At 70.5% G+C, this 17,208-nt stretch carries 17 protein-coding genes; 14 read left to right on the top strand and 3 right to left on the bottom strand.

The features are described from left to right. The 3 genes from ACRXBZ_RS09980 to ACRXBZ_RS09970 all read left to right on the top strand — a co-directional run bounded on the left by ACRXBZ_RS09980 (position 1) and on the right by ACRXBZ_RS09970 (position 4,884). Positions 1 to 2,112 carry a putative bifunctional diguanylate cyclase/phosphodiesterase gene (locus tag ACRXBZ_RS09980; protein ID WP_433878856.1) on the top strand — a complete coding sequence of 704 codons (2,112 nt, stop codon included), beginning with the start codon at positions 1 to 3 and terminating at the stop codon, positions 2,110 to 2,112. 184 nt (positions 2,113 to 2,296) lie between these two features. After that, on the top strand, positions 2,297 to 4,312 hold the full coding sequence (gene thrS / locus ACRXBZ_RS09975) for a threonine--tRNA ligase (RefSeq protein WP_433883838.1): 2,016 nt from the start codon (positions 2,297 to 2,299) through the stop codon (positions 4,310 to 4,312). Next, a complete protein-coding gene (locus tag ACRXBZ_RS09970; RefSeq protein WP_168584619.1) occupies positions 4,309 to 4,884 on the top strand; it encodes an HIT family protein in 576 nt (191 codons plus the stop codon). Before thrS ends, ACRXBZ_RS09970 begins: the two co-directional genes overlap by 4 nt. Positions 4,885 to 4,968: 84 nt before the next feature. Here ACRXBZ_RS09970 and ACRXBZ_RS09965 read toward each other — a convergent pair whose 3' ends face one another. After that, the gene (locus ACRXBZ_RS09965) at positions 4,969 to 5,493 is read right to left on the bottom strand and encodes a YceI family protein (protein ID WP_433878855.1); all 525 of its coding nucleotides are present in this window, start codon (positions 5,491 to 5,493) and stop codon (positions 4,969 to 4,971) included. Positions 5,494 to 5,681: 188 nt separating this feature from the next. Here ACRXBZ_RS09965 and pgsA point away from each other — a divergent pair, with 188 nt between their 5' ends. Then, on the top strand, positions 5,682 to 6,287 hold the full coding sequence (pgsA, locus tag ACRXBZ_RS09960) for a phosphatidylinositol phosphate synthase (protein ID WP_433878854.1): 606 nt from the start codon (positions 5,682 to 5,684) through the stop codon (positions 6,285 to 6,287). Between the two features lie 149 nt (positions 6,288 to 6,436). Here pgsA and ACRXBZ_RS09955 read toward each other — a convergent pair whose 3' ends face one another. Next, positions 6,437 to 8,551: an elongation factor G-like protein EF-G2 gene (locus ACRXBZ_RS09955; protein WP_433878853.1), complete on the bottom strand. Its 2,115-nt coding sequence runs from the start codon at positions 8,549 to 8,551 to the stop codon at positions 6,437 to 6,439. 212 nt (positions 8,552 to 8,763) lie between these two features. Between ACRXBZ_RS09955 and pdxS the strand changes: the two genes are divergently transcribed. Further along, complete coding sequence (gene pdxS / locus ACRXBZ_RS09950; RefSeq protein ID WP_168584614.1) at positions 8,764 to 9,681, top strand: pyridoxal 5'-phosphate synthase lyase subunit PdxS; 918 nt, start codon at positions 8,764 to 8,766, stop codon at positions 9,679 to 9,681. A gap of 80 nt (positions 9,682 to 9,761) precedes the next feature. Here the strand turns inward: pdxS and ACRXBZ_RS09945 are convergent, their stop codons facing one another. Further along, positions 9,762 to 10,334 (bottom strand): helix-turn-helix domain-containing protein, encoded by a 573-nt coding sequence (locus tag ACRXBZ_RS09945; protein ID WP_190822762.1) that lies wholly within the window; start codon positions 10,332 to 10,334, stop codon positions 9,762 to 9,764. A gap of 69 nt (positions 10,335 to 10,403) precedes the next feature. Here ACRXBZ_RS09945 and ACRXBZ_RS09940 point away from each other — a divergent pair, with 69 nt between their 5' ends. The 9 genes from ACRXBZ_RS09940 to yajC all read left to right on the top strand — a co-directional run bounded on the left by ACRXBZ_RS09940 (position 10,404) and on the right by yajC (position 16,847). Beyond that, the gene (locus ACRXBZ_RS09940) at positions 10,404 to 11,111 is read left to right on the top strand and encodes an AzlC family ABC transporter permease (RefSeq protein ID WP_433878852.1); all 708 of its coding nucleotides are present in this window, start codon (positions 10,404 to 10,406) and stop codon (positions 11,109 to 11,111) included. Beyond that, positions 11,108 to 11,419, top strand: coding sequence for an AzlD domain-containing protein (locus ACRXBZ_RS09935; protein WP_433878851.1), 312 nt, complete (start codon positions 11,108 to 11,110; stop codon positions 11,417 to 11,419). Before ACRXBZ_RS09940 ends, ACRXBZ_RS09935 begins: the two co-directional genes overlap by 4 nt. Positions 11,420 to 11,544: 125 nt before the next feature. Then, positions 11,545 to 12,201 carry a pyridoxal 5'-phosphate synthase glutaminase subunit PdxT gene (gene pdxT, locus ACRXBZ_RS09930; protein WP_433878850.1) on the top strand — a complete coding sequence of 219 codons (657 nt, stop codon included), beginning with the start codon at positions 11,545 to 11,547 and terminating at the stop codon, positions 12,199 to 12,201. A 15-nt stretch (positions 12,202 to 12,216) separates the two neighbouring features. Next, positions 12,217 to 12,966, top strand: coding sequence for a YebC/PmpR family DNA-binding transcriptional regulator (locus ACRXBZ_RS09925; RefSeq protein WP_433878849.1), 750 nt, complete (start codon positions 12,217 to 12,219; stop codon positions 12,964 to 12,966). Positions 12,967 to 13,096: 130 nt separating this feature from the next. Continuing rightward, positions 13,097 to 13,564: a DUF4262 domain-containing protein gene (locus ACRXBZ_RS09920; RefSeq protein WP_246869116.1), complete on the top strand. Its 468-nt coding sequence runs from the start codon at positions 13,097 to 13,099 to the stop codon at positions 13,562 to 13,564. 220 nt (positions 13,565 to 13,784) lie between these two features. After that, positions 13,785 to 14,375 carry a crossover junction endodeoxyribonuclease RuvC gene (gene ruvC / locus ACRXBZ_RS09915; protein WP_433878848.1) on the top strand — a complete coding sequence of 197 codons (591 nt, stop codon included), beginning with the start codon at positions 13,785 to 13,787 and terminating at the stop codon, positions 14,373 to 14,375. Continuing rightward, positions 14,372 to 14,971, top strand: coding sequence for a Holliday junction branch migration protein RuvA (ruvA, locus tag ACRXBZ_RS09910; RefSeq protein ID WP_433878847.1), 600 nt, complete (start codon positions 14,372 to 14,374; stop codon positions 14,969 to 14,971). The genes ruvC and ruvA overlap by 4 nt, the downstream gene beginning before the upstream one ends. A 10-nt stretch (positions 14,972 to 14,981) precedes the next feature. Continuing rightward, positions 14,982 to 16,052: a Holliday junction branch migration DNA helicase RuvB gene (gene ruvB, locus ACRXBZ_RS09905; protein WP_168584606.1), complete on the top strand. Its 1,071-nt coding sequence runs from the start codon at positions 14,982 to 14,984 to the stop codon at positions 16,050 to 16,052. A gap of 414 nt (positions 16,053 to 16,466) precedes the next feature. Next, positions 16,467 to 16,847: a preprotein translocase subunit YajC gene (gene yajC / locus ACRXBZ_RS09900; protein WP_168584605.1), complete on the top strand. Its 381-nt coding sequence runs from the start codon at positions 16,467 to 16,469 to the stop codon at positions 16,845 to 16,847. The last annotated feature ends 361 nt before the right edge of the window (positions 16,848 to 17,208 follow it).

Below are 17,208 nucleotides of genomic sequence, written 5' to 3'. Positions count from 1 at the left end.
ATGCGAGGAACGGGGGGATCGGTTGCCGACGGCGGGGAGCTAGGCCAGGAGGACCTGGTCAGGCAGTGGACCCGGGAGGTCATCCACACGAGCTACGTCCCGATGGGCCGCCCCGACGTCGAGGCCTTCCTGGCCGAATGCGTCGACGATCTGCTGTCCGTCCTCGACGGCGGACCGGTCGATGCCGCGCGCGGCATCGGTGAGCGGCTCGTCGGGGCGCACCTCACCAACTCGGCGGCGCTGGCCCGCACGCTGCGGCACCTCGCCACGGAACTGCCGAAGATCCGGGAGACTGACCCGGTCAGGCTGATCGAGGCGCTCAGCGAGCTGGCCGCCGGGTTCGCCGGGGTGCTGCGGGAGCAGACGCTGCGCGAGCAGGAAGTGATCCAGCGTGCCGTGTCGGACGCCCGGGATGCGGCGGAGGAGGCGCTGCGTTCCAGCGAGGCGCGCTTGCGCGCGGTCTTCACCTCCTCGGCGCTGGGCATCGCGGTCGTCACGCTGGACGGGGTGGTGGAGGAGTCAAACGGGGCGCTGGCGCGGATCTTCCGGCGCCCGGAGTCCCAGCTCGTCGGCGGCACCGTGTTCGAGCTCGCCGACGAGAAGTGGCTGGCGCAGCTGACCGGCACCATCGCCGAGCTGGCGGCCGGCGTCGCGAACCGGAGCTTCCTGGACATCCGGTACACCGCTCCCGACGGCGCGCACGTGTGGACCCAGCTGTCCGCGTCGCTGGTCCGCGACGCCCACGGCGAACCGGACTATCTGGTGCTGCTCTACGAGGACATCACCGACCGGCACATGCTCCAGGAGCACTTCCGCCAGCAGGCCGTCCGGGACCCGCTGACCGGCCTGGCCAACCGCACCAAGCTGGGATCCAGCCTGGACGCCGCGCTGGAGCCGACGCGCCCGGGCCGCCGGGTGGGGCTGTGCTTCTTCGACCTCGACGGGTTCAAGGCGGTCAACGACAGCCTCGGCCATCCGATCGGCGACCGGTTGTTGCGGCAGGTCGCGCAACGCCTGGAGGCGATGGCCGCGGCGGTGGGCGCGGTCGCGGCGCGGATGGGTGGCGACGAGTTCGTGGTGCTGGTTCCCGACTCGAGCGGAGCAGGCCCGGTGATCGACCTGGTGGAACGCCTGTTGCGGGAGATCACGCGGCCAGTGCTGATCGGCGCGCACGAGCTCAGCGCTTCGGCCAGCGTCGGCGTCGTGGAGCGCGAGGTGGCCGGCACCGACGCCGGGGCGCTGCTGCGGGACGCCGACATCACCCTCTACCGGGCCAAGAGCGACGGCCGCGCGCAGTGGGTGCTGTTCGACCCCGAACGCAACGCGGCGGCGCGCGACCGGTTCAAGCTCTCGGCGGCGCTGCCCGCTGCCCTGGACCAGCACGAGCTGTTCGTCGAGTACGAGCCGGTCATCGCGCTGGCGAGCGGACGGCTGGTCGGAGCCGCCGCCAACATCCGCTGGGACCACGAGGAGTTCGGCGAGCTGGGCGAAGAGCGGTTCCTGGGGTTGGCGGAGGAGACCGGGCTGATCACCCGGCTTGGCACCTGGGCACTTCAGCAGGTGTGCGAGCACGCCGCGCGCTGGGTGAAGCGGCTGGGCCCGGAGGCGCCGGTCGCTGCGGTGCACCTCTCGCCGCGGCACTGCCGCGACCCCGAGCTGGTCGCCGACGTGCAGCGCATCCTCCGCGAGACCGGGCTACCGCCGCAATACCTAGCGCTCGGGCTGCCCGAGTCCGCGCTGTTCGATCACCAGGGTGACCCGGTGGACACGCTGGAGATCTTCGCCGAGATGGGGCTGTGGTTGGGCGTCTACCAGTTCGGTGGCGACTACGCCCGGCTGCCGCGGCTGAAGGGGCTTCCGCTGGGGATGGCGCGGATCGAGGGCCCGCACCTGGACAGCTTCGTCGACCCGGACGGTCCTGACCCGCTGGACCGGCATCTCGTGGCGGCCGCCTGTGGCGCGGCACAGCTGCTGGGCCTGCCGGTCACCGCTGCCGGCGTGCGCGATCGGTTGCAGGCGCACCGCCTGCGCGAGCTGGGCGTGTCGCTGGCGCTGGGGCCGTTCACCGGCGGTCTGGTCTCGGCGACGGAGCTGGAGCAACTCGCGTCGTGAGTGCGCAGCCGGGCCGGGGCCCGGCTGCGCACTCACGACCCCCGGGCGCGGGAGCTGGGGGAAAGCGGTCCGCGACAGGCCGATAGCATCGGTAAGCGAAGTGCGTCCGCGCCGGTCGGTGGGCCGGCCCAGCCTAGGAGTGATCGTGTCCGTACAGCCTTCCCAAGCTCAACAAGCTCTCCGGGTGAAGGTTCCGGCGGGCACTACTGCGGGCGAGGCGGTCGCCGAGGCGGGGCTCCCGTCGAAGGGGCCGGAGGCGGTCGTGGTGGTCCGCGACGCCGGGGGCAACCTGCGCGACCTCGCGTGGGCGCCGGAGGCCGACGTCGAGGTGGAGACGGTCGCCGCCGATACCGAGGACGGCCGCAGCGTCATCCGGCACTCCGCGGCGCACCTGCTGGCGCAGGCGGTGCAGAACCTCTTCCCTGACGCGAAGCTGGGGATCGGCCCGCCCGTACGGGACGGCTTCTACTACGACTTCGACGTCGACCGCCCGTTCACCCCGGAGGACCTGCAGGCGCTGGAGAAGCGCATGAAGCAGATCATCAAGTCCGGGCAGAAGTTCTCCCGCCGCAGGCTGGAGTCGGTCGACGCCGCCAAGGCGGAGCTGGCGGGCGAGCCGTACAAGCTGGAGCTGGTGGACATCAAGTCCGATGTGGACACCAGCGAGGTGATGGAGGTCGGCGGCGGCGAGCTGACCGTCTACGACAACATCGACCGGCACGGCGAGGTCGTCTGGGGCGACCTGTGCCGCGGCCCGCACGTGCCGCACACCCGGTTCATCCCGGCGGTCAAGCTGATGCGGGTGGCCGCCGCGTACTGGCGGGGCAACCAGAACAACCCGCAGCTGCAGCGGGTCTACGGCACGGCCTGGGAGTCTAAGGAGAAGCTCGACCAGCACCTGGAGTGGCTGGCCGAGGCCGAACGCCGCGACCACCGGCGGCTCGGCGCCGAGCTGGACCTGTTCTCCTTCCCGGACGAGATCGGCTCCGGGCTGCCGGTGTTCCACCCCAAGGGCGGCATCATCCGCCGCGAGCTGGAGGACTACTCCCGCAAGCGGCACGAGCAGGCGGGCTACGAGTTCGTCAACACCCCGCACATCACCAAGGACACGCTGTTCAAGACCTCCGGGCACCTGGACTGGTACAAGGACGGCATGTTCCCGGCGATGCACCTCGACGAGGAGCGCGACGCCAACGGTGAGCTGCGCAAGCCGGGCGTGGACTACTACCTCAAGCCGATGAACTGCCCGTTCCACAACCTGATCTTCCGCTCGCGCGGGCGCTCCTACCGGGAGCTGCCGCTGCGGCTGTTCGAGTTCGGGTCGGTGTACCGGTACGAGAAGTCCGGCGTGGTGCACGGGCTGACCCGGGTGCGCGGAATGACGCAGGACGACGCGCACATCTACTGCACCCCCGAGCAGCTGCAGGACGAGCTGAAGTCGCTGCTGGGCTTCGTGCTGGACCTGCTGCGCGACTACGGCCTGGACGACTTCTACCTGGAGCTGTCCACCCGCAACGACGAGAAGTACGTCGGCAGCGACGAGAGCTGGGCGGTGGCCACCGAGGCGCTGCGCACCGCCGCCGTGGACTCCGGCCTGGAGCTGGTGCCGGACCCGGGCGGGGCGGCGTTCTACGGCCCGAAGATCTCCGTGCAGGCCAAGGACGCGCTGGGCCGCAGCTGGCAGATGTCGACCATCCAGGTCGACTACCACCTGCCGGAGCTGTTCAATCTGGAATACACCGCGCCGGACGGCAGCAAGCAGCGGCCGATCAAGATCCACCGCGCGCTGTTCGGCTCGATCGAGCGGTTCTTCGGGGTGCTCACCGAGCACTACGCGGGCGCCTTCCCGGCCTGGCTGGCGCCGGTGCAGGCGGTCGGCATCCCGATCGCCGACGAGCACGTCGAGCACCTGCAGCGGGTGGCGAAGGCGTTGCGCGCCAAGGGGATCCGCGTCGACGTCGACACCAGCGACGACCGGATGCAGAAGAAGATCCGCACCCACACCACGCAGAAGGTGCCGTTCCTGCTGCTGGCCGGCGGCAAGGACGTGGAGGCCGACGCGGTGTCGTTCCGGTTCCGCGACGGCAGCCAGATCAACGGGGTCCCGGTGGACACCGCGGTCGCCGCGCTGGAGGAGTGGATCGCGCGCCGCGAGAACGCGTCGCCGACCGCGGCGAACTTCCAGGCGGAGCGGGCGTGAGCGGAGTTCGCGGCCCGGAGGGCGTGGAGCTGAGCGAGCAGCACGGCGTCGGCGTCCAGGACGCGTTGCAGCGGCTGTGGACCCCGCACCGGATGGCCTACATCCAGGGCGAGAACAAGCCGGAGGGCGACGACAGCGACGGCTGCCCGTTCTGCCGGCTGCTCGAGTCGGGGCGGCCGGACGACGAGACGCTGATCGTCGCGCGCGACGAGTTGGTTTTCGCGATCCTCAACCTGTACCCGTACAACCCGGGGCACCTGATGGTGCTGCCGTACCGGCACGTGGCCGACTACACCGAGCTCAGCGCGGCGGAGACGGTGGCCGTCGCGGAGTACACGCAGCGGGCGATGCGGGTGATCAGGCGGGTTTCCGCGCCGCACGGCTTCAACATCGGGCTCAACCAGGGGCCGGTGGCGGGGGCGGGCATCGCCGCGCACCTGCACCAGCACGTGGTGCCCCGCTGGGGCGGCGACTCGAACTTCATGCCGGTCATCGGCCACACCAAGGTGCTGCCGCAGCTGCTTGGCGAGACCCGGCAGCTGCTGGCCGACGCCTGGTCCGAAGTGGACTGAGCCCCGGTGGACCACAGTTTCAATTGAAACTGTGGTCCCCACGAGTTCCACAGTTTCAATTGAAACTGTGGTTCGGACGGCAGCTCAGCTGCGGAGCTTGGCCTCGATGTCGAGGGTGATGGTGATCTTCTCGCCGACCATGGCGCCACCGGCCGGGCCCACGCCGAAGTCGGTGCGGTTGAGGACGACCTTGGCGGACAATCCCAGCAGGCCGTCGGCGAAACCGCCCAGCTCGGTCTCCAGCGACACCGGCTTGGTGACGCCGTGCAGGGTGAACTCGCCGTCGATCACGAAGTCGTCGCTGTCCTGGCGGACGCCGGTGGAGCGGAAGGTCGCGGTGGGGAACTTCTCGACGTCGAGGAAGTCGGCGTTGCGCACGTGCGCGTCGCGGTCGGTGTTGCCGGTGTCGATCGACGAGGCGTCGATCGTGGCGGTGACCGTCGACTCCAGCGGGTCGGCGGCGGTGACGATCTCGCCCTGGAAGCTGCCGAACCGGCCGCGGGACTTGCCGATGCCCAGATGGCGAACGGAGAACGCGATGTCCGAGTGGACGGTGTCGATGTCCCAGGTACCCGCGACGTAGCCGGGGATCTGCGCCGTTGCCGTCATGCTGCCTCCAAGGAAAGAACGGGACGGAAGTTTCGCCCATCCAAACGCGGTTGAAGCTTCAAGCATTCCGATCTGTGTCCGAACTCACTGCGCCCGCGTTCTCGGGCGTCCGCCGGTGCCGCTGATCACCGACGGCTAATCTGCAGGCAAGGACAACTCGGTGCACAGGGCGGCTGACACTACAAGCAATGCTCAACATCTTCGCGCGGGCATCTCTATCGCGACTGACCGACCCGATCGGCGCGGGCTTGGTCCGCCTCGGGCTGTCGCCGAACGCGGTGACGGTGACCGGCACGGCCGCCAGCATCGCCGCTGCGCTCTGGTTCTTCCCGCACGACCAGCTGTTCGTGGGCACCGTGGTGGTCGCGGTCTTCCTGCTGTTCGACATCCTCGACGGCGCGATGGCGCGAGCCGGTGGCAAGGCGACGCGGTTCGGCGGCGTGCTGGACGCGAGTTGCGACCGGCTGGTCGACGGCGCGCTGTTCGGCGCACTGGTGTGGTGGTCGCTGGTCGTCGAGGTGAACCAGCTGCGCGGCCTGGCGTTGCTGATCTGCCTGGTGAGCGCCCAGGTGATCTCGTACGTGAAGGCGCGTGCGGAGGCCAACGGCCTCAGCGCCGACGGCGGCCTCGCGGAGCGCGCCGAACGGTTCCTCGTGGTCCTGGTCGGCACCGGCCTCCACGGCCTGGGCGTGCCGTACGTGCTGGACGTCGCGGTCTGGCTGCTGGTGGTGCTGTCGCTGATCACGATCGCCCAACGCCTGATCGCCGTCCACACCTCCTATCGCGACCCCTGATGCGCCCCACCCCGCGTTCCCCGCAATTTCAATGGAAATCGAACCTTCGATTTCCATTGAAATTGCGGAACCCCGAACCCGAACCGGAACCCCGAACCCGAACCCGAACCCCTAACCCGGGAATCCGGAGCCCGGGGCCGGGGCGGTGGTCACTTCTGCGGGACGAGGGACTCCGGCATTGGTTCGTAACTCTCGAACTGCCGCGTGTAGGTCGCGCTGCCGGAGCTCAGCGACCGCACGTTCACCGTATAGCGCACGAGTTCGCTCGCCGGCACGTGCGCGCGCACCACGGTCCACCCGCTGTCCTCCGGCTCGGTTCCGATCACCTTGCCGCGCCGGCTGGACAGGTCGCCGAGCACCGCCCCGAGGTGCTCGTCGGGGATGCGCACCGCGACCTCGTCGACCGGCTCCAGCGTGATCAGCCCCGCCTGCTCGGCGGCGGCCTTGAGCGCCAGCGCGCCGGCGGCCTGGAACGCCGCGTCGGAGGAGTCGACGCTGTGCGCCTTGCCGTCCACCAGCGTGACCCGCACGTCCACCAGGGGGGCGCCCTCGTTGATGCCCTTCTCGATCTGCGCCCGCACGCCCTTCTCGACGCTCGGGATGAACTGTCGCGGCACCGCGCCGCCGACCACCCGGTCGGCGAACTCGACGCCCGAACCGCGCGGCAGCGGCTCGACCTCGATGTCGCAAACCGCGTACTGACCGTGCCCGCCGGACTGCTTGACGTGCCGCCCGTGGCCCTTGGCGGGCTGGGCGAAGGTCTGCCGCAGGGGCACCCGCACCGGCACCGTGTCGACCTCCGCGCCGCCTTCGCGCAGCCGTTGCAACACCACTTCCGCGTGCGCTTCGCCCATGCACCACAGCACCAGCTGGTGGGTCTCGCTGTCGCGGTCCAACCGCAGGCTCGGATCGGCGGCGATCAGCCGGTTGAGGTTGCGCGCCAACGCGTCCTCGTCGCTGCGGGTGTGCGCGGTGACGGCGATCGGCAGCAGCGGCTCCGGCATCGGCCACGGCTTGAGCAGCAGCGGCTCCGACGGATCGGACAACGTGTCACCGGTCTCGGCCGAGCCGATCTTGGTCAGCGCGCACAGGTCGCCGGCGATGCAGTGCGGCACCTCGCGCAGGTTCACGCCCAGCGGCGAGTACAGGTGGGCCACCCGCTCGTCCTCGTCGTGGTCGGGGTGCCCGCGCTCGGCCATGCCGTGACCGGAGACGTGCACCGGGCGCTCCGGGCGCATCGTGCCGGAGAACACGCGCGCCAACGAGACGCGGCCCACGTACGAGTCGACCGAGGTGTGCACCACCTCGGCCGCCAGCGGCCCGTCCGGGTCCGGAGTGAGCGTGCGCGGGTTGCGGCCTTGCGGGTCGGTGAACTCCGGCAGCGGGTGCTCCAGCGGCGACGGGAAGCCGCGCCGGATGCCCTCGAGCACCTCGCGGATGCCGACCCCAGTCATCGAGCACACCGGCAGCACCGGGTGCAGGCCGCCCTGGGCCACCGCCTTCTCCAGGTCGGTGATCAACGTGTCCTCGTCGATCTGCTCGCCGTTGAGGTAGCGGTCCATCAGCGACTCGTCCTCGCTCTCGGCGATGATCGCCTCGATGAGCTCGCCGCGCGGCTGGTCGATCTGCTCGCGCAGCCGCTCGTCGGCCGCGATGGTGCCGCCGAGCTCGTAGACCTGCTCGGTGAGCAGGCCGACCAGCCCGAAGAACTCGCCTTCCGCGTCGAAGTGCGGCAGGTACAGCGGCAGTACCCCGGAGCCGAAGGCGTCCTGGCAGCTCAGCAACGCGGTTTCGTAGTCCGCGCGCGGCTGGTCCAGCCGGGCGATGATCACCGCGCGCGGCATGCCGACCGTCGCGCACTCCTGCCAGATCGCACGGGTCGCGGGGTCGACGCCTTCCGCGGCCGCTACCACGAACAACGCGGCGTCCGCGGCGCGCAGCCCGGCGCGCAGCTCGCCGACGAAGTCCGCGTAGCCGGGCGTGTCGATCAGGTTGACCTTGATGTCGCCGTGGTGCATCGGCGCGACGGCGAGGCCGATGGATCGTTGCTGCTCGATCGAGGCGGGCTCGTGGTCGCACACCGTGGTGCCCTCGGTGACCAGCCCGGTTCTGGGGATCGTCGAGGTGGCGGCCAGCATCGCCTCGGCGAGCGTTGTTTTGCCGGCCGCCGACGGGCCGACCAGCACGACGTTGCGGATCTTCGCGGGTTCTGAGGGGGCCGGGATCGCCGGCCCTCCTACCGTGCCGCTTTGTTTGCTGCCCATGAGTCAACTCCCTGCGCGCTCCCGGCGACCGACTGTGTCTCCGATCACACACCTCGTATCCGGGTCGTGCAAGGCCGGTGGTCACCCGTCGTGCGGGTGGTTTCCGGTGGCCGCAAGTGGCCTACCGGAATTCGGGGTTAGTGGACCGTGGAAATGGTCCAGTTCCGGAATAGCCTGGTCGCGGCAGAGCACCGACAACAGGAAGGCCGAAGGTGACGACCGTCGACGCCAAGGACACCACCGGCAACGCCCAGACCGGTACGGACGGGGTCAAGCGGGGCATGGCCGAAATGCTCAAGGGCGGCGTGATCATGGACGTGGTGACGCCCGAGCAGGCCAAGATCGCCGAGGCCGCCGGTGCGGTCGCGGTGATGGCGCTGGAGCGGGTGCCCGCCGACATCCGCGTTCAGGGCGGTGTAGCCCGGATGTCCGACCCGGACATGATCGAGGGCATCATCGACGCCGTGTCCATCCCCGTGATGGCCAAGGCGCGCATCGGCCACTTCGTCGAGGCGCAGGTGCTGCAGTCGCTGGGCGCGGACTACATCGACGAGTCCGAGGTGCTCACCCCGGCCGACGAGGTCAACCACATCGACAAGTGGGCGTTCACCGTGCCGTTCGTGTGCGGCGCGACCAACCTCGGGGAGGCCCTGCGGCGCATCTCCGAAGGCGCGGCGATGATCCGCTCCAAGGGCGAAGCCGGTACCGGGAACGTCGTCGAGGCGACCCGGCACATGCGGCAGATCCGCGCCGAGATGCGGCGGCTCTCGGTGCTCAGCGACGACGAGCTCTACGTCGCGGCGAAGGAGCTGCGCGCCCCGGTGCAGCTGGTCCGGGAGATCGCCAAGACCGGGAAGCTGCCGGTCGTGCTGTTCACCGCGGGCGGTATCGCGACCCCGGCCGACGCGGCGATGATGCGCCAGCTGGGCGCGGAAGGGGTCTTCGTCGGCTCGGGCATCTTCAAGTCCGGCGACCCCGCGAAGCGCGCCGAGGCGATCGTCAAGGCGACGACGTTCTACGACGACCCGGACGTGATCGCGAAGGTCTCCCGGGGCCTAGGCGAGGCGATGGTCGGCATCAACCTCGACGACCTCACCGAGCAGCAGCGCTACGCCCAACGCGGCTGGTAACCCCGATCGTGTGCAGGTGAAGGGCGCCGCTGGCCGGCTACGTCGGTCGGAGGCGCCCTCCGCGGCATTCGTGATCGCCGTCAGGCGTGTTCCATGACGAGGACCGCTTTGGTGCTCGGTTCGAGGGCTTCGTAGACGTGGGGGACGTCGCCGGAGAACGAGATGTAGTCGCCCACCTCCAGTTCCACCGGGTTCTCCTCCGGGCCCGCTCGCAGGCGCCCCGCGGTGAGGACGACGTGCTCCACCGAACCCGGGATGTGGGCGTCGGCGCGGCGGACCCTGCCCGGTTCCAGTTCCAGGACATAGAGGTCGCGGCGGGCGCCGGAGCGGCCCGAGGACAGCAGCGCCGCGGCGTAGGCCGACTGCTCCGAGCGCACGAGCGGAACCTGGCCGGCCCGGACGACCCGCACCTGCGGAGTCGGCGGGTCGACGAGACGGCTGAACGGCACGCCCAAGGCCACACCGAGCGCCCACAGCGTTTCCACGCTGGGGTTTCCGGTGCCGGATTCGAGCTGCGACAGGGTGGACTTCGCGATCCCGGCGCGCCGGGCGAGTTCGGTGAGGGTCAGCCCGGCGCGGTCGCGTTCCCGGCGCAGGGAAGCGGCGATGGTCTCCAGCGGCGGCGCGGCCGCGGTGTTCTCGGTCTCACTCATGGCTGTTCGCTCTATCAGTCCTTGAATTCGGTTTGACGAACACGGCCCTTGGTGTTCAGGATAGCGAACGTGAGTACGTTAGAGCGAACACGAGTGGGATTCTGGCGGGATGAGCTGCTGCGCGACGTGCTTTCGATGGCGGTGGCGATGGCCGTCGTTGGTGCCTCGCTCGGCGCCATCGCGGTGAGCAAGGGCGTGCCGCTGTGGATGATCACGCTGATGGGCGCGGTCGTGTTCGCCGGCGGCTCGGAGTTCATGGTGGTCGGCCTGGTCGCGGCCGGCGCCGCCCCGGTCACCGCCGTCCTCGGCGGGCTGATGCTCAATGCCCGCCATCTCCCGTTCGGCGTGGCGGTCGGCGGACTGCTGGACCGCGGCTGGCCGAGCCGGTTGATCGGCAGCCACCTGATGGTCGACGAATCCGTCGCGTTCGCACTCGCGCAGGACACCGTTGCCGAGAAGAAGCGCGCGTACTGGCTCACTGGCATCGCGCTGTACTGCGCCTGGGCCCCGTCGGTGTTCCTCGGCGGGCTGCTCGGCCAGGGCGTCGGCGACCCGGGCGCCTTCGGCCTTGACGCCGCGATGCCCGCGGCGCTGGTCGCGCTGATCATGCCGTCGCTGCGCGAATTCCGGACCCTGCGGGCGGTCGCGGTGGGTGCGCTGGTCGCCGTGCTCACCACCCCGCTACTGCCCGAAGGCTTGCCCGTGATGGCCGGGCTGGTCGGCCTGGCCGCCGCGCTGCCGCTGCCGAAGCGACTGGCGGGGGAGGCGGTCCGATGACGCTCGGAGTGGTCTTCGCGCTCGCCGCAGGCACCTACGCCATGCGCCTGGCCGGCCCGCTGCTGCGCGACCGGATCCGGATCTCCGACCGGTGGGAGCAGCTGATGTCGATCGCCGCGATCGTGCTGCTCGCGGCGTTCGTCGCCACCAGCACCGCGTTCGAGTCCGGTGGCTTCGCCGGCTGGGCCCGCTTCGCGGGCGTCGCGGTCGGCGGTGTGCTGGCCTGGCGCCGGGCCCCGTTCGTGCTCGTGGTGGTCGCCGCGGCAGCCACCACGGCCCTGCTCCGGCTCACCGGCATCGCGCTGTAGGTCCTCGGTTCGCCGCAATTTCCATTGAAATCGGACCTTCGATTTCAATGGAACTTGCGGACCCTGGACCTTCGCGACGCATCCCGGGTTTCGGCTGCGGGCGGAAGTGCAGGAGAATCGGGATCGTGACGAAACCCGTGATCGGAGTCCTCGCGCTGCAGGGCGGCGTGGCGGAGCACCTGGCCGCGCTGGAGCGCAGCGGGGCCGACGCCCGGCCGGTCCGCCGCCCCGAGGAACTGGCCGCGGTGCACGGCATCGTGGTGCCGGGCGGCGAGTCGACCACGATGTCCCGCCTGCTGGACACCTTCGAGCTCTACGAGCCGCTGCGCGAGCGGCTCGCGGCGGGGCTGCCCGCCTACGGCTCGTGCGCCGGGATGATCATGCTCTCCGGCGAGGTGCTCGACGAGGACCGGGAGCCGCCGCCGGTCCGCCCGCTGGGCGCTCTCGACATCGTCGTGCGGCGCAACGCCTTCGGGCGACAGGTCGATTCTTTCGAGACCGACCTGGACTTCGCGGGCATTCCGGACGGCCCGGTGCACGCGGTGTTCATCCGCGCACCTTGGGTCGAGAAGGTCGGCGCCGACGTAGCGGTGCTGGCGACCGTGCCCGACGACCCGGACAACACCGGGCGGAACGAGGCCGCCGGTAGGATCGTCGCGGTTCAGCAGGGACCGGTGCTCGCCACCTCCTTCCACCCGGAGCTGGTAGGCGGGGACGAGCGCGTGCACCGCTATTTCGTAAAGATCGTCCAAGCGCGGCTGAATACCGCAGCGCAGGCGTAGAAAGACGGAGGAGAGATGAGCGGCCATTCCAAGTGGGCCACCACCAAGCACAAGAAGGCCGCCCTCGACGCCAAGCGCGGCAAGCTCTTCGCGAAGCTGATCAAGAACGTCGAGGTTGCCGCGCGGACCGGTGGGGGCGACCCCGAGGGCAACCCGACCCTGTACGACGCCATCCAGAAGGCACGCAAGAACTCGGTGCCGTTGGACAACATCGAGCGGGCGCGCAAGCGCGGTGCCGGTGAAGAAGCCGGCGGCGCCGACTGGCAGACGATCATGTACGAGGGCTACGGCCCCAACGGCGTCGCGATGCTGGTTGAGTGCCTGACCGACAACCGCAACCGGGCGGCCGGCGAGGTCCGCACCGCGATGACCCGCAACGGTGGCTCGATGGCCGACGCGGGCTCGGTGGCGTACCTGTTCAACCGCAAGGGCGTCGTGCTGCTGCCGAAGAACGGCCTCAGCGAGGACGACGTGCTCTCGGCGGTGCTGGAGGCCGGCGCCGAGGAGATCAACGACCTCGGGGAGAGCTACGAGGTCCTGGCCGACCCGACCGACCTGGTCGAGGTGCGCAAGGCGCTGCAGGCGGCGGGCATCGAGTACGACTCGGCGGAGACCAACTTCCTGGCCTCGGTCAACGTCGAGCTGGACGCCGAGGGCGCCCGCAAGATCTTCAAGCTGATCGACGCGCTCGAGGACTGCGACGACGTGCAGAACGTCTTCGCCAACTTCGACATCTCCGACGACATCATGGCCGAGGTCGGCTGACACGAGCCGTGCACGGACCGCTCCCGTCGGTGTCCACAGTGGCCCAGTGCCCCGGGTGCCGGCGGGGGCGGTTTTGTTTCGCGGGCAGAATGGCGCCGTGGTCGACACTGATGAGGCTCTGCGCAAGTGGATGGTGAACACCGCGGACGAGCACGGCGCCGCGGTAATGCACGTGGCGGGCGACGACCGCGGCGCGGCGTACGCGTTCTCGGTGGGCGCGTGGCGGCGCTTCGGAAAGCCCGAGGTCGTCGTGATCGGGCTGCCCCAGGAGGTCGCGCACACGGTGGTCAACACCTACGTGGAGCGGGCGGGCAGGGGCGAGCGGTTCCAGCCAGGACAGCTATACGACGGCTTCCTGCAGGGCTGCCCGATCACCTTCGAGAAGGTCGCGCTGCAGCACTACCCGGAGTACCTGGGCAGCGCGTTCCTGGTCTACAACGGGCCGGACTTCCCGGCGGTGCAGCTGATCGCGTCAAGCCCGGAGGGCGGCAAGTTCCCCTGGCAGCCCGACGCCCCGGGCGGCTTCCGCGAGTACCAGCCGATCCTGACCGACAGCGGCCTGCCCGAGAGCTGGACCCCCGGCGCCAACGGCCCCTGACCGGCTGCCCACCCACCGCCACTCCGCAGGGGAGCAATTTCGTGAGAAATTGACGTTCACCCGGGTGACGGTCAATTTCTCACGAAATTGCACCCAACCCGGGTGATGGAGCCGTTGCTGGACTTGCCCGGGTGAGGTGCGCGCGTGTCGGTGCGGTGTCGGTGTCCCGCGATTCGATAGGGTTCGAACGAATGTTCATCGGGCGAGGGCGGGTGGCGTCGTGCGCGTGCTGGGAGTCGACCCCGGGCTGACCCGCTGCGGGCTCGGCGTGGTCGACGGCGGTCGCGGCCGGGAGGTCGCCTGCGTCGCGGTCGGCGTGGCGCGCACCCCGCCCGAGGACGCGCTGGCCAGCCGGCTGCTGGCGGTCGCCGATGTGGTGGAGCAGTGGATGGACGAGCACCGCCCCGAGGTGGTGGCGATCGAGCGTGTCTTCAGCCAGCACAACGTGCGCACCGTGATGGGCACCGCGCAGGTCTCTGGCGTCGTCGCGCTGGCCGCCGCCCGGCGCAACCTGCCGGTGGCCTTCCACACGCCGAGCGAGGTCAAGGCCGCCGTCAGCGGTTCCGGCCGCGCCGACAAGCGCCAGCTCACCACGATGATCACCAAGATCCTCGGGCTGGCCACGGCGCCCAAACCGGCCGACGCCGCCGACGCGCTGGCGCTGGCGGTCTGCCACCTGTGGCGGGCCCCGATGGCGGCCCGGCTCGCCGCGGCGGAGGCCCGCGCCGCCGAGCTCGCCCGCAACCACCGCGCCCGGCTGAAGGCCGCGCAACAGGCCACCCGGGCTCGAACAGGAGGGTTTTCCCGATGATCTCCACGGTGCGAGGTCCCGTGCTGTCCGTCGGGCTGGACCACGCCGTGATCGAAGTCGGCGGCGTGGGTATGGCGGTGCACGCCACCCCGGTCACGCTGGCCGGGCTGCGCCGCGGCGAGGAGGCGCGACTGTGGACGTCGCTGATCGTGCGCGAGGACTCGCTGACGCTTTACGGCTTCGCCGACGCCGAGGCCCGCGACCTCTTCGTGCTGCTCCAGACCGCCTCCGGGGTCGGCCCCCGGCTCGCGCTGGCCACGCTCGCGGTGCTCGCGCCCGACCAGCTCTGCCACGCGCTGGCCGACGGCAACCTGACGGTGCTCACCCAGGTGCCAGGCATCGGCAAGAAGAGCGCCGAGCGGCTGGTCCTGGAGCTGCGCGACAAGGTCGGTGTGGTGGCCGGGTCCGCGGCCGGTCCGCCGGCGGCGGTGGACCGCGGCCGGGTCCGCTCGGAGGTGTCCGAGGCGCTGGTGGCTCTGGGCTTCTCGGCCAAGCAGGCCGAGCAGAGCGTCGAGGCCGTGCTAGCCGCTGGCAACGGAGACCTGGATACCTCGGCGGTGCTGCGCAAGGCGCTGGCCACCCTCGGCCCGAAGTGAGGTCGGCCTGATGCACGAGGACAACGACGGCTGGCCGCCGTCCGATGACGGCGTCGCCCTGACCCCGCACCAGGACCCGGGCGACCAGGACGTCGAGATGACGCTGCGCCCGCGCAAGCTGAGCGAGTTCGTGGGCCAGGCCCGGGTGCGCGAGCAGCTCGAACTGGTCCTGCACGGCGCGCTCAAGCGCGGCGAACAGCCCGACCACGTACTGTTCTCCGGCCCGCCGGGGCTGGGCAAGACCAGCCTGTCGATGATCATCGCGACCGAGCTCGGCGCCTCGATCCGGGTCACCTCCGGCCCGGCCCTGGAGCGCCCCGGTGACCTCGCGGCGATGCTGTCCAACCTCGCCGAGGGCGACGTGCTGTTCATCGACGAGATCCACCGGATCGCCCGGCCCGCCGAGGAGATGCTCTACCTGGCGATGGAGGACTACCGGGTGGACATCGTGGTCGGCAAGGGCCCAGGGGCCACCAGCATCCCGCTGGAGCTGGCCCCGTTCACGCTGGTCGGGGCCACCACCCGGTCCGGCGCGCTGACCGGGCCGCTGCGCGACCGGTTCGGCTTCACGGGGCACATGGAGTTCTACACCGCGGCGGAGCTGGAGCAGGTGGTGCGCCGTTCGGCCGGAATCCTGGGCGTGGACCTGCGCGACGACGGGGCCGTCGAGATCGCCGGCCGGTCCCGGGGTACTCCGCGAATCGCCAACCGGTTGCTGCGGCGGGTCCGCGATTTCGCGGAGGTGCGGGCCGACGGAACGGTGACCCGTGAGATCGCGCAGGCCGCGCTGGAGGTCTACGACGTCGACGAGATCGGCCTGGACCGGCTGGACCGGGCCGTGCTCCGGGCGCTGATCAGGTCCTTCCGCGGCGGCCCGGTGGGGATTTCGACGCTGGCGGTCGCGGTCGGCGAGGAGCCCAGCACCGTCGAGGAGGTCTGCGAGCCGTACCTCGTGCGGGCCGGCATGCTCGCCCGCACCCCGCGCGGCCGGGTCGCGACGGTGGCGGCGTGGCAACACCTGGGCATGACGCCGCCGCAGCACGCGCCCGGCGAGTCGCAGTCCGACCTCTTCGGCGAGTGATCGAAGGGCGTCGGCCAGGGACACCCGCCTGTTGCGCAGCTCGGCGGTGTCGAAGCGACAAATCGCCGATACTGTGCCCACGCCCAGCTTTCGGCTCGCCGTCGGGGTGCTGGTCCGTGCTTGCGGCGTGACGTTATCCTCCTCACGTCCCGCTCGGTGGAGACGAGCCGTGTCAAGCGGCGCCGCCGGACGGGAAGTGTGCAGCGCGGCAGGCACGAACCGCGCCCCGCGCGAGAGCGGGGAGGCGCGTCCGCGAACAGCTCGCGGCCCGCGCGGGCCGCGGAGACTCTCCTGGTTCCCAGCGGGAGATGACGTCGACCCGAGTTGACCTGGCACACTGGGGCAGAACATCCGAACAATTCGGGCGCAGTACTGCGAGGGCTGGGCCCCGAAGCGTCCGCTGAACGGAGCACGATGGACCTCCAATCCCTTATTCTTCCGCTGCTGATCGTCCTGCTGGCGGTGCCGCTGTTCCTGCAGGCCCGCAAGCAGAAGCGCGCGATGGCCGAGCAGCAGAAGCTGCAGAACTCGATCGCCCCCGGCGACAAGGTGATGACCACCTCCGGCGTGTTCGGCACCGTCGTCAGCACCAGCGACGACAGCATCGACCTGGAAATCGCGCCGGGCATGACCACCACCTGGGTGCGCGCCGCGGTCCGCGAGAAGGTCAACACCGACACCGCCGCGGAGGCCAAGAAGGACGAGGCGGCCGAGACCGACAGCGCCGAGGCCGCCGTGATCACGGAATCGAAGGCCGAGGTCGCCGAGCCCATCGAGCAGCAGAAGATCAACTGACGTCCGGCGGGACGTTCCCGTTCCATCGGGTGCCGCACCGGCGCCCGGCAGGCGGGGCCGTCGCCGCCCGGGGCGCGACGCGGGCACCGGTTCTCCGGGCCCGCGTCCGTGCGTAGTGGACGATCAATGCACAGCTGCCACCCGGGCCGGTGGCGCTCGCCCCGGGCCTGTCAGACTGGAAAGCGGAACGCGGTGATCCGCCACTCTGTCGTGGCGAAGATTGCCAAGCGAGCGCGCCGATCGGGGAACCTGGCGAACCCGGCTGTAGTTTGGCGGCGTAGCGGCGGAACCGCCCGCCGCGGCTCGCACAGTTCGGTGGGTGACGCCTATGCGAACCGACCGCGCACCCGATACGGACCGT

Origin of the sequence: Saccharopolyspora hattusasensis (assembly GCF_050972075.1) — a bacterium.
Classification (GTDB): domain Bacteria; phylum Actinomycetota; class Actinomycetes; order Mycobacteriales; family Pseudonocardiaceae; genus Saccharopolyspora; species Saccharopolyspora hattusasensis.
This window is presented reverse-complemented; position numbering and strand designations above follow the sequence as displayed.